At 68.6% G+C, this 14761-nt stretch carries 12 protein-coding genes; 9 read left to right on the forward strand and 3 right to left on the reverse strand.

The features are described 5' to 3' along the window. Positions 1-15 precede the first annotated feature (15 nt). Positions 16-1473, forward strand: a complete 1458-nt coding sequence (locus AC5QAB_RS05800; protein ID WP_241884033.1) for an amidohydrolase family protein — start codon at positions 16-18, stop codon at positions 1471-1473. 67 nt (positions 1474-1540) lie between these two features. Here the strand turns inward: AC5QAB_RS05800 and AC5QAB_RS05805 are convergent, their stop codons facing one another. Then, a complete protein-coding gene (locus AC5QAB_RS05805) occupies positions 1541-2470 on the reverse strand; it encodes a LysR family transcriptional regulator (RefSeq protein WP_241884032.1) in 930 nt (309 codons plus the stop codon). A gap of 93 nt (positions 2471-2563) precedes the next feature. Between AC5QAB_RS05805 and AC5QAB_RS05810 the strand changes: the two genes are divergently transcribed. Further along, positions 2564-3754: an MFS transporter gene (locus tag AC5QAB_RS05810; protein ID WP_495233210.1), complete on the forward strand. Its 1191-nt coding sequence runs from the start codon at positions 2564-2566 to the stop codon at positions 3752-3754. 423 nt (positions 3755-4177) lie between these two features. Here AC5QAB_RS05810 and AC5QAB_RS05815 read toward each other — a convergent pair whose 3' ends face one another. Both AC5QAB_RS05815 and AC5QAB_RS05820 read right to left on the reverse strand, forming a co-directional pair. Next, positions 4178-4831, reverse strand: a complete 654-nt coding sequence (locus AC5QAB_RS05815; RefSeq protein ID WP_495233211.1) for a response regulator — start codon at positions 4829-4831, stop codon at positions 4178-4180. Further along, positions 4824-7853, reverse strand: a complete 3030-nt coding sequence (locus AC5QAB_RS05820) for a sensor histidine kinase (RefSeq protein WP_495233212.1) — start codon at positions 7851-7853, stop codon at positions 4824-4826. Before AC5QAB_RS05820 ends, AC5QAB_RS05815 begins: the two co-directional genes overlap by 8 nt. A gap of 96 nt (positions 7854-7949) precedes the next feature. On the opposite strand from AC5QAB_RS05820, the gene AC5QAB_RS05825 reads away from it, so the two are divergent. The 7 genes from AC5QAB_RS05825 to AC5QAB_RS05855 all read left to right on the forward strand — a co-directional run bounded on the left by AC5QAB_RS05825 (position 7950) and on the right by AC5QAB_RS05855 (position 14726). Next, the gene (locus tag AC5QAB_RS05825) at positions 7950-8282 is read left to right on the forward strand and encodes a hypothetical protein (RefSeq protein WP_046431144.1); all 333 of its coding nucleotides are present in this window, start codon (positions 7950-7952) and stop codon (positions 8280-8282) included. Between the two features lie 77 nt (positions 8283-8359). Beyond that, positions 8360-8776, forward strand: a complete 417-nt coding sequence (locus tag AC5QAB_RS05830) for a helix-turn-helix domain-containing protein (protein WP_262217532.1) — start codon at positions 8360-8362, stop codon at positions 8774-8776. Continuing rightward, positions 8773-9429, forward strand: a complete 657-nt coding sequence (locus tag AC5QAB_RS05835; protein WP_014647472.1) for a hydrolase — start codon at positions 8773-8775, stop codon at positions 9427-9429. Before AC5QAB_RS05830 ends, AC5QAB_RS05835 begins: the two co-directional genes overlap by 4 nt. A 2-nt stretch (positions 9430-9431) precedes the next feature. Further along, positions 9432-9857, forward strand: coding sequence for a DoxX family protein (locus AC5QAB_RS05840; RefSeq protein ID WP_032958865.1), 426 nt, complete (start codon positions 9432-9434; stop codon positions 9855-9857). A 119-nt stretch (positions 9858-9976) separates the two neighbouring features. Continuing rightward, on the forward strand, positions 9977-11824 hold the full coding sequence (locus AC5QAB_RS05845; protein ID WP_495233328.1) for an amidohydrolase: 1848 nt from the start codon (positions 9977-9979) through the stop codon (positions 11822-11824). Beyond that, the gene (locus AC5QAB_RS05850; RefSeq protein WP_495233213.1) at positions 11803-13086 is read left to right on the forward strand and encodes an alginate export family protein; all 1284 of its coding nucleotides are present in this window, start codon (positions 11803-11805) and stop codon (positions 13084-13086) included. The genes AC5QAB_RS05845 and AC5QAB_RS05850 overlap by 22 nt, the downstream gene beginning before the upstream one ends. Next, positions 13080-14726: an MFS transporter gene (locus AC5QAB_RS05855; protein WP_495233214.1), complete on the forward strand. Its 1647-nt coding sequence runs from the start codon at positions 13080-13082 to the stop codon at positions 14724-14726. The genes AC5QAB_RS05850 and AC5QAB_RS05855 overlap by 7 nt, the downstream gene beginning before the upstream one ends. Positions 14727-14761: the final 35 nt, after the last annotated feature.

Here is a 14761-nt window from a genome sequence, read left to right on the forward strand (position 1 = left end):
ATCAGGATGCTGTCCATGTTCCGTTCCCGTCCGTTGTCCCTTGCCATCCTCCTTGCGGTGGCACCGCTGTCGGCGTTTGCCGCCGAGCGCGCCGACCTGCTGATCCGCAATGCCACCGTGGTCGATGTCGAGCACGCCAGTACCCGGGCCGGGCAGAGCGTGGTGATCCGTGGCGAGGACATCGTCGCGGTCGGTCCGGATGCGCAGCTGCGCAGCCAGTGGAGCGCGGCCCGCCAGATAGATGCCAAGGGCAAGTACCTGATCCCGGGCCTGTGGGACATGCATGCGCACTTTGGTGGTGGCCCGGCGCTGATCGAAGAGAACAAGGCGCTGCTGCCGCTGTACATCGCGCACGGCATCACCACGGTGCGTGACTGTTCCGGCGACCTGCCCGAGCAGGTGCTGCAGTGGCGCGGGGAAATTGCCAAGGGCACGCTGTTCGGTCCGAGGCTGCTCAGCTCGGGCGCGAAGATCGAAGGCCTCAAGCCGGTCTGGAAGGGCACGATCGAAGTGGGCAGCAAGGCCGACGTCGACAAGGCGATCACCCGCCTGCAGCACGACAAGGTCGATTTCGTGAAGATCACCGACAGCACGCTGAAGCCGGAACTGTTCCTGTACTCGGCCAGTGCCGCGCGCAATGCCGGATTCAAGGCGTCGGGGCACATCCCGATGGCGCTGACCGTGGAGCAGGCAATCGATGCCGGGCTGGCCTCGATCGAGCATCTGGACTACGCATTCAAGGCCGGGAGCAAGGACGAGGCGCAGATCGCCGCCGACTTCGGCGCAGGCCGCATCGACCGCGCCGAAGCCAACCGCCGCCTCGACGCCAGCTTCGACCGTGACACGGCGATGCATGCCTACCGCGATTTCGCCAGGCGCGGCGTGTTCGTGACCCCGACCCTCAACGGTGGCCGCATCCTCGATTTCCTTGACCAGGATGACCACGCGAACGATCCGTACCTGGCTTACATCGGCCCGGGCCTGCGCGCGACCTACCAGTGGCGCGTTGAACGTGCCGCCAAGGCAACGCCAGCGCAGATCGAAGCGCGCCATGCGCAGTACCACCAGGTGGCCGCCGTGCTGCCGATGCTGCAGGAAGCCGGCGTGACGATCATCGCCGGCACCGATGCGGGCTTCCTCAACTCGTTCAACTTCCCGGGCATCGCCCTGCACCAGGAGCTGCAGCTGTTCGTGAAGGAAGGCTTGAGCGCGCCGCAGGCGCTGTCGGCGGCGACCCGTTCCGGCCCGGCCTGGTTCGGCCAGATGAATCGTTACGGGGGTGTTGCTCAAGGCAAGGCCGCCGATCTGGTGCTGCTGACCGCCAACCCGCTGCAGGACATTGCCGCCACCGAAAAGATCGACAGCGTGATCCTGCGTGGCAACGTGTATGACCGCGCCGCGCTGGACAAGATGCTGGCCGACACCAGGGCCAAGGTCGCGGCGTGGAATGCCGAGGCGGCGAAGGCGCAGTGATCGACAGGGTCAGAGCCCTTCCCCGTGGGAAGGGATCCGACCCTGTGGCTTCGATGCGGCCAGTGACCTAACGCGGTGCCGGCCGCATTCCGTGCAGCTGCGGCAGTGCGGCCTTCATCGCATCGATGAAGACGCGCAGCCGTGGCGGCTGCTGGCGCGCGGCGGGAAATACCACGTGTACCGGCAGCGCCGGCGCCTGCCAGTCCGGCAGCAGCTGCACCAGCCGCCCTTGTGCGAGGTCTTCGGCCACCAGCCAGGCCGAGACCACCGCTGCACCCAGCCCAGCACATGCGGCCTGTTGCACCACGAACAGGTTGTCGCTGAGCAGGCGCGGGCTGATCGAAAGGGTATGCGCACGCCCCTGCGCGTCATGCAGCAGCAGGCGTTCGCGGTAGTAGGTGACCAATGAAATCCACGGCAGTGCCTGCGCCTGTTCTGGTGTGCTGATCGCGGTGGCCTGCACCAGCGAGGGCGCTGCCACGACGATGCGCGGCACTTCGGCGAGCGGCAGTGCGACCATGCGCGGTTCGTCGACGGGGCCCACCCGCACCGCGCAGTCGATGCCTTCGGCGATGAAATCCGGGCGGCGATCTTCCAGGATCCACTCCAGGCTCAGCTGTGGGTGCTGGGCGAGGAACGCGAGCATGGTCGGCAGCAGCTGCGCCTGGCCGAAGGCATGCGGCACCATTACCCGCAGGCGTCCGCGCAGCGTTTCCGGTTCGCCGTGCAGTTCGGCCTGCAGCGACTCCCATTCGTCGACCACGCGTTGCGCATGACGCTGGCAGCGCAGGCCATCCTCGGTCAGCTGCAGGCCATGGGTGGAGCGCTGCAGCAGGCGCAGGCCGAGCTGACGCTCCAGTGCCTGCAGGCGCCGGCTGACCGTCGGCTGGGTGGTGCCCAGCTGCACGGCGGCGGCAGACAGGCTGCCGGCATCGACGATGCGCAGGAAGGTGCGCAGCAGATCCAGGCGATCGGCGCCGGTGGCGAGGTCATTCATGCGTGGCACGTATGAAGTTTATGTGCGGGAGCCTACTACAGACGCATGGCGAATACAGGCAGGATACGCCCACTTCCTCCACCGGACTCCCCCATGTCTACCCCTTCGCTGTCCGTCGTCGCACCCGCGAACGCGCCTTCCACCCCGCTGGTGCTGGCGATGGCGGCCGGCGCCGGCTTTTCGGTCGCCTCGCTGTACTACAGCCAGCCGATGCTGGGCCTGATCGCGCAGGACCTTGGCGCAGGTGAGCGCGCCGCCGGGCTGGTGCCGACCCTGACCCAGCTCGGCTACGCGCTGGGCATCCTGCTGCTGGCACCGTTGGGCGACCGCTTCGACCGCCGCCACCTGATCCTGTTGAAGTCCGCGCTGCTGGCGTTGGCACTGGGCGCCGCAGCGATGGCCGGGCACCTGCCGGGCCTGCTGATGGCCAGCCTGCTGGTCGGGCTGATGGCCACGCTGGCGCAGGACATCGTGCCGGCCGCTGCGGTGCTGGCGCCGGATGCACAGCGTGGCCAGATCGTCGGCCGGGTAATGACCGGCCTGCTGCTCGGCATCCTGCTGTCGCGCGTGGTCAGTGGCGTGGTGGCCGAGGCATGGGGTTGGCGCACGCAGTTCGTGCTGGCCGCGGTATCGGTGGCGGCGATGGGCGCAGTGATGGCGCGTGCACTGCCGCGTTTCGCACCGACCAGCACGCTGCGCTATTTGGCGTTGCTGGGCTCGTTGCTGGCGTTGTGGCGCGAGCAGCCGCAGCTGCGCCGCGCGGTGGCGAGCCAGTCGTTGCTGGCGGTCGGCTTCAGCGCATTCTGGTCGACGTTGGCGCTGATGCTGCATGCCCGCCTGGGCCTGGGCAGTGCGGCGGCGGGTGCGTTCGGTATTGCGGGTGCGGCCGGTGCGCTGGCCGCACCGTTCGCAGGACGTTTCGCTGATCGCCTGGGTTGCCATGCCGTGGCGCGGTTGGCGATCGCGGTGGCGCTGCTGGGCTTCGGCCTGCTGCTGGCCGAAGCCTGGCTGCCGGCCGCCGCGCTGCTGCCGCTGCTGGTGGTGAGTGCGCTGCTGTTCGACTTCGGTTTCCAGTCGGCGCTGGTGGCGCACCAGACGCTGGTCTATGGCCTGGTGCCGCCGGCACGCAGCCGGCTCAACGCGCTGCTGTTCACCGGCATGTTCATCGGCATGGCCGCTGGCGGTGCGCTGGGCAGCCTGGCGCTGGCGCAGTGGGGGTGGCACGGCGTGGCCTGGCTGGCGGTGATGTGCGCGGGCGGCAGTCTGCTGCTGCGTTTGAAGTAGGGGGGTGTTCGGCAGGGCTTGCAGCCCTGCACCTGCGGTAGTGCCGGCCGCTGGCCGGCAACAGCGCAAACAGCGGATTTTCAGTAGCCTTCGACAGGTTCCTGCGGTCTGTTGGAACGGCTCTTGGGGTCAGATCCGTTTTCCGAAGGAAAACGGATCTGACCCCTGATTGATTTCGATATCTGACAGAAGTGTCGACCAAGGTCGACACCTACCAAACGCCATCGGAATCCGTCAGAGGTGGGGCGGTGTCGGAGTGCGGGGTGTCAGCCGCATGGATGCGGCTGCCAAGCTTGCAGGGACGTACTTGCAGCGTCCCCGCAGTCCGACACCGCCCCGCCATCCCACGGAATCCATGCTGTTGCTGTTGCTGTTGCTCCAGCGCGTAGCGGGTGCAGGGCTGCAAGCCCTGCCGAACAACCCCTAATCGTGACCGCTGTCGTCCAGGCTGATGATGCCGCGCCGCAGCGCCTGGGTCACCGCGTGCGTGCGATCACCCACCCCGAGCTTGTCCATCAGGCTCTTCATGTGCGCCTTCACCGTCTGCTCGGAAATCTGCATGCGCTCGCCGATGCGCTTGTTCGACAGGCCACCGGCCACATGCCGCAGCACCTCGGTCTCGCGCGGCGACAAGCGGTCCTCCACCACATGTGCGGCAATGCTCGCAGCGACTGCCGGTGGTATCGGTGCGCGCCGGCCGCTAGCGACCATGCGGATCGTATCGACCAGCTCGTGGCGCAGCATGTCCTTCAACAGGTACGCACTGGCGCCGGCCTGCAGCGCCCGTACCGCACGCACGTCACCGCGATAGGTGGTCAGCACGATGATGCGCGCACGCGGGTCCATCGCGCGGATCCGCACGATGGCTTCCACACCATCCAGGCGTGGCATCTGCAGGTCCATCAGCACCACGTCCGGCTGCAGCTGCTGATAGCGCTCGATGGCTTCCTCGCCATCGGCGGCCTCGCCGAGCAGGCGCAGGTCGGAATGGGCGCCCAGCAGCGCGGCCAGGCCGTCACGCAGCAGCGGGTGGTCGTCGACCACCAGCACGCCGATCGGGGCAGGGGACTCAGTCATGGTGGCTTCTACTCCAGGGCCAGCGCCAACGCGATGGGCGGCGGTGATACAGGCGACGGGCGGGAACCGCCAGCGCGACTTCAGTGCCCAGCCCGGGGCGGGTCCACAGCTGCAGCTCCGCGCCGAGGCGCTGCGCGCGCTCACGCATGCCCTGCAGGCCCCAATGGCCATGCCCGGCATTTTCGTCGGCGATGCCGACGCCGTCGTCGCGCACGTGCAGCAGGAAGCACCGCGCGCCGTAGGACAGCTCTACCTCGATGGCGCTGGCATTGGCGTGGCGCAGTGCATTGCGGATGGCCTCGCGGCCGATCAGGAACACCTCCTCGGCGGCATCGGCCTGCAGCGGTGGTGTTGCGCCTTCCACAGTCAGGCGCAGCGGATTGGTGCCGTGCCCGGCGTATTCGGCGTGAACATCGGCCAGCGCCGAAGCGAGGTCGCGGCCCGCGAAAGGACCGTCGCGCAGTGCGTTGACCCGCTCCCGGCCCTCGGCCAGGTTGCGTTCGGCCAGCTGCATCGCCGATTCCAGCTGGCCGCGCACCCTGTCCGGGGTCTGCGGCGACTGGCTGATCGCGTGCAGCCGCAGGATCAGGCCCTGGCTGCCCTGCAGCAGCGTGTCGTGCAGGTCGCGGGCAATGCGTTCGCGTTCGCCATGGCGTTCCTGCAGGCGCGCACGGAACAGTGCAGCCAGCTGCCCGCTGCGGATGCGCACCGCCAGGACCAGCAGCGCAAGCACCGCGGCGGCGCACAGCAGCTTGAACCATAGGGTCTGCATGAAGGTAGGGGCGATGCGGAAGGTGCGGCTGGCGGGTGCAGTGCTCCAGATGCCGTCTTCGTTGGCGGCTTCCACCTCGAACCGGTAATTGCCCGGTGCGAGGTTGGTGTAATACGCGCGCGTGCTGCTGCCGGCATCCTGCCAGCCGTCGTCGACCCCGGACAGGCGATAGCGGTAGCGGTTGCGCTCCGGGCGCGCCAACGACAGCGCCACGTAATCGATCTGCAATTGGCTGGTGCCGGCCGGAAGGCGCAGGCCATCGCGCAGTGGCTGGTGTTCACTGCCATACAGCACGTCGCCGATGCGCACGCTGGGCGCCATGGTGTTGACGTGCGAGCGGGTGGTGTCCAGCCAGGCCAGGCCCTGGTTGGTGGCCAGCCACAACAGGCCATCGCTGGCCAGCGCGGTGGTGGAGATCGGTCCGCTCTGCAGTGCGATGCCCGGCATGCCATCCACCGCATCGAACAGGCGGGGCGTCACCGGCTGCCGGCTGCGCAGTGCGCGCCGCAGCTGATCGCTCCCCAGCCGGACCAGGCCACGACTGCCATTGAGCCAGAGGTAGCCATTCGCATCGGCCACCATGCCGGTGATGCCTTCCATGACGCCGGCCATGTCGGTGCTCACCTGAACGAACCGGCCATTGCCCGGGCGCACGGCCAATCCGGCCTCGCCGGCTACCAGCAGGAGGTCTTGATGATCGAGTACCGCCGTGATCGGCCCGACCGACAGGCCGTGGCTGGCGTCGAAGGTTTCGATCTGCGTCGCCCCCATGCGGCGCAGCCGGCCGTCTGCATAGCCGAGCAGCAGCTGGCCGTTGGCATCCAGCGCCAGTGACGAGCAGGCCTGTTCGGGCAGGCGGCGTTCGCGTTGCCACTGGCCCTGCCGGTAGTGCAGCACCCCCCGTTCGCCGGTGCAGACCCAGGCCTGTTCGTCGTCGGGGAACAGCAGGGCATGCAGTGGTTGCCCGGTGAACGGCGCAGGCAGCGGAATCCGCGTGGTGCGGCCGGCCACGGTGCGCGCAAGATTGACCCAGTCGAACTGCCAGATCGGGGCAGCTGCCTGGCGCGCGGCGGCCTGCAGCTGCGTGGCGCTGCCATCGAGCAGGGTGCGCTCGAGGTCGTAGGGCTTGAGGTCTTCGCCATAGCCATACACATGGCCATCGCTGGCCCGCACCAGCGAGCGGTAGGGATCACTGGGACCAACCGCCAGCGTGTGCACGCTGCGCGCGCGGAAGCGGTTGAGGCCGAGATTGGTGCCGACCCAGAGATTGCCTTCGCGATCGACGATGATCGGCACGGCCGAGGTGGCGGTCAGCCCGTGCGGCGAATCGAAGCGCTCCATGCGTATGGCGCGGTCGCCATCGAAGGTGACCCGGGCGACACCGCCATGCGGGCTCATCGTTGCCCACAGCGCGCCATCGGCAGTGAACTGCAGGCGCGCCGCCACCAGCTCCGGCAACCGCCGTGCCTCGCGCTCGCTGTCCGGCAGCAGGCCTCGTGCGTTGGCCAGCGGCGACGTACCGCGCACGCGGTCGGCCAGCCACACTTCCCCCTGCGGACTTTCGGCCAGCGTCGCCATCTGCGAAACGGCGATGCCGGTGTCCTTGAAGGCCGCCTGGCCGGCCGCGCGCACCCAGATCTTCAGGTCGGCCAGTACCCAGAAGGTGCCGCGGCTGTCGTGCAGCAGCCATTGCACGCGATGTTCCGGCACCCCCATGCCAGCGGGCAGCGGCTGCCAGCGTTGGCCAGTGAACTGGCGTAGTCCACCATTGATCGCGGCCCACAGCCGGCCGTCACGGTCCTGGCTGAAGTGTGGCACCACACCCACCGGCACGCCCTGGTCGCGGCCGTAGTTGTGCAGCTGGCCGCGCGCAAACTGACTGATGCCGGCCTGGAAGTAGCCGATCCACAGTGCATCGTCGCGGCCCCGCGCAAGGGTGACCATGTTGGTGGACGGAAAATGGCTGCCCGCGGGAGCGGCCTGGCGTTCAAAGCGACGACCGTCGAAGCGGTACAGCCCTGAGCCGGTGGCCAGCCACAACAGGCCATCGCGGTCCTGGGTGATATCCCAGATGTCACCGGGGGCGCCCTGGCCGACGCGCCAGGCCGTGTGCTCGTAATCGGGCAACCCGCCGCTCACCGGCGGGCGCTGCACGGCAAGGGCGGGCAGGGCGGTCAACAGCAGCAGGCAGGTCAGCAGCGTCCGCAGGTGACGTTGCAACGGGAAGGGGCGGCCACGCATGGCGCGCATTCTGGCAGGTGCGGGGCAGTCCGGGGTGACCCGAACGGGGTAGGCAGTGGCCGCCGTGGTCGGCTATCACGCCGGCATGACCCCTGGAGCCCGGCCATGCAGCGCCTGTTCGTGATGTTCCCTGATCGCGGTCCGGGCATCGGCCTGCTGTGGCTGCGGCTGTGCCTGGCCGCCGCGCTGTGCGCGCCTGGCACGCATGCTGGTTGGGGGGCGGTGCTGTGCGGGCTGGCGGCGGCCATGCTCGTGCTGGGCGTGTTGACGCCGCTGGCGACCCTGATGGCAGCCGCGACCATGTTCGCGCAGCAGGCACCGTGGCCGCTGGTGGCGTTGCCTGCGGCGCTGCTGATGCTGGGGCCGGGCGCCTACTCGGTGGATGCGCGCTTGTTCGGGCGCCGCCTGCTCGGCCGTCGGCCTCCCCCATTCGGGTAGGTGCCGGCCTCGACCGACGGGGGTAGGGCATCGTGCGCCGGCCACGCACCATGGGCCACCCCCTCGCGGCGCCCCGCATGGCCACCGTCAGTCCGTCCGATCCGTCCGCCATCCCACTTGCCCCGCAGCAGGCCGCCGCACTGCAGCGCGCCCTGCGCTATGTCGATGAGCACCTGTCGCAGCCGCTGCGGGTGACCGAGCTGGCGCAGGCTGCCTGTGTCAGCCGCTTCCACCTGGTGCGCCTGTTCCGTAGCGGCACCGGTGCCAGCCCGCTGCGCTACGTGCGCCGCCGCCGCATCCAGCGTGCCTGCCAACTGCTGCCCAGCGCGCAGTTGCCGATGGCGTGCCTGGCCCAGCAGCTGGGCTTCTTCGACCAGAGCCATTTCGTCCGCAGCTTCCGCGCCGAGACCGGCTGCAGCCCCGGCCAGTATCGGGCCGGCGATGCGGCCCTGCTGCTTCCCCCTGATCATGTTTCCCACGGAGTCCACCCATGAGCCTTGCCACCGCCACGCCCGCCCCGGCCCTGCTGTCGCCCACCGACCATGCCCTGGTGCTGATCGACTTCCAGTCGCAGATGGCATTTGCTACCCACACGATCGACATCTCCGCGCTGCGCAACAACGTGTCGCTGATCAGCAAGGGGGCCAAGGGGTTCAACGTGCCGGTCGTGTTGACCACGGTGGCCGAGACGTCATTCTCCGGCCCGATGTTCCCGGAACTGCCGCAGATCTTCCCGGGCCAGCCGGTGTTCGACCGCACTTCGATGAATACCTGGGAAGACCAGCCGGTAATCGATGAGATCAACCGCATCGGCAAGCGCCGGCTGGTTCTTGCCGGCCTGTGGACCAGTGTCTGCATCGTGGGTCCGGCGCTGTCGGCGCTGGCGCAGGGCTTCGAGGTCCACGTGATCACCGACGCCTGTGGCGATGTCAGCGAAGAAGCGCACGAGCGTGCGATCACCCGCATGGTGCAGGCCGGCGCGGTGCCGATGACCAGCGTGCAGTACCTGCTTGAACTGCAGCGTGACTGGGCACGCGGTGAAACCTACGACCTGACCACCGGCATCGCCCGCGACCACGCCGGCGGCTATGGCATCGGCATCCAGTACGCCAAGCGCATGTTCGGCGCGCAGGAAGGCGGGCACTGAGCATGCTGGCCGGCCACGGCCTCGACCTGGCCCTGCTGATGCTGCGGGTGGCGGCAGGCGGCTTCCTGCTGCCTCACGCGCTGGGCAAGCTGTTTGGCTGGTTCGGCGGACCGGGGCTGGCCGGCTTCGCCACCGAGCTGCGCGGTTTCGGGCTGCCGGCAGTGGCGCCGTTGCCGCTGCTGTTGTCCCTGCTGCAGGTGCTGTCCGGGCTGGCCGTGCTGCTGGGCTGGCAGACCCGCATCGCCGCGCTTGCCGCCGCTGCCTTCATCGGCTTCACCGTCCTGTTGGCCTTGCCCAGGGGCTGGTTCTGGATGCGCGGCGGCAGTGAGTACCCGCTGATGTGGACCACGGTGCTGCTGGCCATCGCCCTGGCCGGGCCGGGGGCCTGGGCGCTGGACGGTCCACGACTTCCGGGAGCTTTCGCATGAGTCACGATCCCCTCGACCACGGCCGCCGCAACGTGGTGCTGGCCAGCGGTGCCGCGGTTGCGCTCGGCCTGGCCGGTCGCGCCGCTGCCGCACTCGATTCCACTTCCAAGGAGCGTCGCATGAGCACGCTGGTCATCCGCAATGCCCGCATCACCACACTCGACCCGCAGCAGCCGCACGCGCAGGCATTGGCCGTGCAGGAGGGCCGCATCGTCGCTGTCGGCAGCGATGAGGAGATCATGCGCGGCTGGGGCAATGAAGCGACCCTGATCGACGCGCAGGGCCGGCGCCTGCTGCCCGGCCTAAACGACAGCCATACCCATCTGATCCGCGGTGGCCTGAACTACAACCTGGAGCTGCGCTGGGACGGTTTGCGCTCGCTGGGCGACGCGCTGGACATGTTGAAGGCCCAGGTCGACCGCACCCCGGCACCGCAGTGGGTGCGCGTGGTCGGTGGCTTCACCGCCGCACAGTTCAACGAGAAGCGCCTGCCGACGCTGCAGGAGCTCAACGACATTGCGCCGGATACGCCGGTGTTCCTGCTGCACCTGTATGACCGCGCGCTGCTCAACCGCGCCGCGCTGCGCGCCTGCGGCTACAGCAAGGACACGCCGGATCCACCGGGCGGGCAGATCGTGCGTGACTCGCTGGGCAACCCGACCGGGCTGCTGCTGGCCAAGCCCAACGCGCTGATCCTGTATGCGACGCTGGCCAAGGGGCCACGCCTGCCGATCGAGTACCAGGCCAACTCGACGCGCCACTTCATGCGCGAACTGAACCGGCTCGGCATCACCTCGGTGATCGACGCTGGCGGTGGTTTCCAGAACTACCCCGAGGACTACCAGGTCATCGAGCAGCTGCATCGCGATGACCAGCTGACGGTGCGCATCGCCTACAACCTGTTCACCCAGAACAAGGGCAAGGAAGTGGACGACTTCCGCGGCTGGAGCGAGATACTGCAGCCGCGCCAGGGCGATGACCTGCTGCGCCACAACGGCGCTGGCGAAATGCTGGTGTTCTCCGCGGCCGACTTCGAGCTGTTCAACGAGCCGCGCCCGGAACTGCCGCCTGAGCTGGAACCGGAACTGCACGATGTGGTGAAACTGCTGGTCGAGAAGCGTTGGCCGTTCCGCATCCACGCCACCTATGACGAGAGCATCACCCGCATCCTCGATGTGTACGAACAGGTCAACCGCGAGGTGCCGTTCGATGGCCTGCACTGGTTCATCGACCACGCCGAGACCATCACCCCGCGCAACATCGAACGCATCCGCGCGCTGGGCGGCGGCATCGCCGTGCAGCACCGCATGGCCTACCAGGGCGAAGCCTTCGTCGAGCGCTACGGCGTGCAGGCGGCGCGGCACACGCCGCCGGTCAAGCGCATGCTGGCCGAAGGCGTGCCGGTCGGTGCCGGTACCGATGCCACCCGCGTGGCCAGCTACAACCCGTGGGTGGCGTTGTCCTGGCTGGTGACCGGGCGCACCGTGGGCGGGCTGGCCCTGTATGGCGATGAGAACCTGCTCGAGCGCGAACAGGCGCTGCGCCTGTGGACCCAGGGCAGCGCCTGGTTCTCCGGCGACGAAGCGGTGAAGGGCACGCTGAAAGCTGGCCAGCTGGCTGATTTCATCCTGCTCTCGGCCGACTTCTTCCGGGTCGATGACGCGCAGATCGCCGACATCACCAGCCTGCTGACCGTGGTCGGCGGCCGCATCGTGCACGCCGACGGCGATTACGCCGGCCTGGCGCCGCAGCTGCCGCCGGCGATGCCGGACTGGTCGCCGGTCAACCGCTTCGGTGGCTACCACGTTGGCGGTGCCGCCACCGGATTGGCCGCCGCGCATCGCCACCATCACGGTGTGGCCTGTAGTACGCATGGTGCTCACGGCCATGCCGCGCAGCATGCGGCGCCCACCGACGACCTGAGCGCCTTCTGGGGTGCGATGGGATGCTCGTGCTTCGCGTTCTGAGCCTGGCGCTGCTGGCCATGCCGTGGATGGCGCTGGCCTGTGACACCGGCCGCTGCACCGACATGGGCGGCGGGCAACTGCAATGGGACGCCTCGCTGCGCTTCAGGGGGATGTACTACGACCCGGCCCGATTCGGTATCGGCGGCAGTGAAGACGGCTACGGTCTGCTGCGTGCACTGGCGTCGGCCACGTATGTCGAGGACAACTGGCAGGCACGGGTGCAGCTGGGCGTGCATGCCGAGACTAGCAAGGCAGGTGGACCGGGTCGTACCGACCGTGGCGCGTTGGACGTGCAGCAGGCGTACTGGCGCTGGCAGCGCGGTGGGTTCCATCTGCAACTCGGCCGGCAGGAAGCCGGCTATGGCAGCTCGCGGCTGTTGTCGGTGCGCGATGGGCCGAACATCCGGCTGGCATTCGATGGTGCCCGTGCAGGCTGGAAAGGCCGCCTCGGCACGCTGGACCTGATGGCGCTGCGACCGCTGGAGAACCGACCCGGCGCCTTCGATGACCGCGGCGAACGCGGTGCCCACTTGTGGGGCGCGTATGCGACCACCGCGCGTGGTCGTGGCCCAGGCCAATGGGATCTGTACCTGCTGGACTACCGTCGTGAAGGCGCGCGCTTTGCGGCGGGCTCCGGTACCGAGCGACGGCAGACCCTGGGCGCGCGCTGGTTCGGTCAGGCTGGTGCACTGGACTGGAACAGCGAGCTGGTGGCGCAGGGCGGTGAACTGCGAACGACCGCTGGCACGCTCGATATCCACGCCTGGACGCTGGCCACCGATACGGGGTGGCGCTGGACGGACCTGCAGCTGCAGCCGCGTCTGGGGCTGAAGGCCGACATCGCCAGTGGCGATGGCAATCTGCACGACGGCCGCCTGGGCACCTTCAATGCCTTGTTCCCGAAGTCGGCCTATTTCAGCGAGGCCAGCCTGCTGGCCCCGGCCAACCTGATGGACGTCCAGCCGACCCTGACACTGCGCCTGCACGACGCGGTGACGACGGAACTGGGCGTACAGATGGCCTGGAAGCATCGCCGCGCCGATGCGGTCTACACCACGCCGGCACCGCTGGTGGCGTTGCCGGGCAGCGCCGGCGGCGCGCGCCGCATCGGCACGCAGTACAAATCCGAAACCCGCTGGCAGGCCAGCGAACACTGGCAATGGCAGCTGCAGCTGGCCTGGGTCGATGCCGGGCCTGCACTGAAGCAGGCCGGCGGCCAGGACACGCTGTTCGCCTCGATCGTTGGAGCATGGCAATGGTGAACGCAACCGCGTCGCAACCCCCCGCACAGGCCGCAGGCGCCTGGTCCCCACTGAAGATCCAGATGTTCCGCTCGATCTGGCTGGCGATCCTGGCCAGCAACATCGGCACCTGGGTCAACGACGTGGCCGCCGCCTGGGTGATGGCCGAACGTACCGGCTCGCCGTTGATGGTGGCTCTGGTGCAGTCGGCCACCACCGTGCCGATCGTGCTGCTGGCACTGGCCGCCGGAACCCTGGCCGACATCGTTGATCGCCGCAGGTACCTGCTGGCCACGCAGGGTTGGATGCTGCTGGTCGCCGCCGTGATGGCGGCGCTGACCGCAATGGACATGCTGACCCCGCAGCTGCTGGTGCTGCTGACGTTCTGCATGGGCTGCGGTGCGGCGATGGCGATGCCGGCGCAGGCCGCTATCGTGTCCGAACTGGTGCCACAGCCGATGCTGGCCTCGGCGGTGGCGCTGAACTCGATCGGCATCAACATCGCGCGCTCGATCGGCCCGGCCATCGGCGGCGTGATCGTCGCCCAGCTCGGTGCGGTCTGGGCCTTCGGCTTCAACGCCATCACCTTCGCCGCGATGCTGTTCGTGGTGTGGGGCTGGAAGCGCGACCCGAAGCAGTCCAGCCTGCCGCCGGAAGGCTTCGGTGCGGGCCTGAAAGCGGGCCTGCGCTATGCCAGCCGCGCCGGGCGGTTGCAGGCGGTGCTGATCAAGTCGGTCGGCTTCTTCTTCTTCGCCGCAGCGATGAATGCGTTGCTGCCGGTGGTGGTGCGTGGGCAGATGCAGGGCGGGGCGGGCCAGTACGGCATGCTGCTGGGCTGCATCGGGATCGGTGCGGTGGGCGGTGCGCTGCTGTTGCCGAAGCTGCGCGCGCAGCTGGACCGCGACCTGCTGGTGCTGCTGGCGACCCTGTCGCTGGCCATGAGCCTGGTCGGGCTGGCGCTGACCCGAAGCTGGTACGTGCTGCCGCTGGTGATGCTGGTCAATGGCTTTGCCTGGATCACCGTGCTGTCGTCGCTGCAGATCGCGGCGCAGACCGCAGTGCCGGCGTGGGTGCGTGCGCGTGCGCTGGCGCTGTACATCATGGTGTTCTCTGCCGGCATGGCCGCCGGCGGCCTGAGCTGGGGCGCACTGGCTCAGCGCACCTCGCCGGAGCTGGCCCTGCTGGTGGCTGCCGCGGGTGCGGTCATCGGCGGGTTGCTGGTGTGGCGCGTGCGCATCGCCGGCACCGAAGACCTGAACCTGCGTCCGGCGGGGCACTGGCCAGCCCCCGAACTGTCGGTACCGGTATCCAATGATCGAGGCCCGGTGCTGGTGACCATCGAGTACCGCATTGACGATGCTGATCGCGCCGCGTTCCAGGCGCAGATGCGCGCACTGGGCACCATCCGCCGCCGCGATGGCGCCGTGGTCTGGGGCGTGGTCGAGGATGTGGCCACCCCGGGCATCCACCTGGAGTATTTCGTGACCCCGTCGTGGCTGGAGCACCTGCGCCAGCACGAACGCATCACCGCCGACGACAGGGCGATCCAGGAAGTGCTGCGGGAGCTGCATCGCGGTGAACGTGCCCCTGTGGCGCGCCACTTCGTGGGTGGGCATGACCCGCTGCCTGCCGCTGTGCCGCATCACCACACCGACATCTGACAAAAAAGGGGACGGAGGGGATTAAGTCGTTTGTG

It is taken from the genome of Stenotrophomonas sp. YJH_SMC_127 (assembly GCF_059372445.1).

Bases quoted from the DNA above. Each gene is read 5' to 3' on its own strand.
- AC5QAB_RS05800 (WP_241884033.1), top strand. From the start codon at position 16: ATGTTCCGTTCCCGTCCGTTGTCCCTTGCCATCCTCCTTGCGGTGGCA.
- AC5QAB_RS05805 (WP_241884032.1), bottom strand. From the start codon at position 2,470: ATGAATGACCTCGCCACCGGCGCCGATCGCCTGGATCTGCTGCGCACC.
- AC5QAB_RS05810 (WP_495233210.1), top strand. From the start codon at position 2,564: ATGTCTACCCCTTCGCTGTCCGTCGTCGCACCCGCGAACGCGCCTTCC.
- AC5QAB_RS05815 (WP_495233211.1), bottom strand. From the start codon at position 4,831: ATGACTGAGTCCCCTGCCCCGATCGGCGTGCTGGTGGTCGACGACCAC.
- AC5QAB_RS05820 (WP_495233212.1), bottom strand. From the start codon at position 7,853: ATGCGCGCCATGCGTGGCCGCCCCTTCCCGTTGCAACGTCACCTGCGG.
- AC5QAB_RS05825 (WP_046431144.1), top strand. From the start codon at position 7,950: ATGCAGCGCCTGTTCGTGATGTTCCCTGATCGCGGTCCGGGCATCGGC.
- AC5QAB_RS05830 (WP_262217532.1), top strand. From the start codon at position 8,360: ATGGCCACCGTCAGTCCGTCCGATCCGTCCGCCATCCCACTTGCCCCG.
- AC5QAB_RS05835 (WP_014647472.1), top strand. From the start codon at position 8,773: ATGAGCCTTGCCACCGCCACGCCCGCCCCGGCCCTGCTGTCGCCCACC.
- AC5QAB_RS05840 (WP_032958865.1), top strand. From the start codon at position 9,432: ATGCTGGCCGGCCACGGCCTCGACCTGGCCCTGCTGATGCTGCGGGTG.
- AC5QAB_RS05845 (WP_495233328.1), top strand. From the start codon at position 9,977: ATGAGCACGCTGGTCATCCGCAATGCCCGCATCACCACACTCGACCCG.
- AC5QAB_RS05850 (WP_495233213.1), top strand. From the start codon at position 11,803: ATGCTCGTGCTTCGCGTTCTGAGCCTGGCGCTGCTGGCCATGCCGTGG.
- AC5QAB_RS05855 (WP_495233214.1), top strand. From the start codon at position 13,080: ATGGTGAACGCAACCGCGTCGCAACCCCCCGCACAGGCCGCAGGCGCC.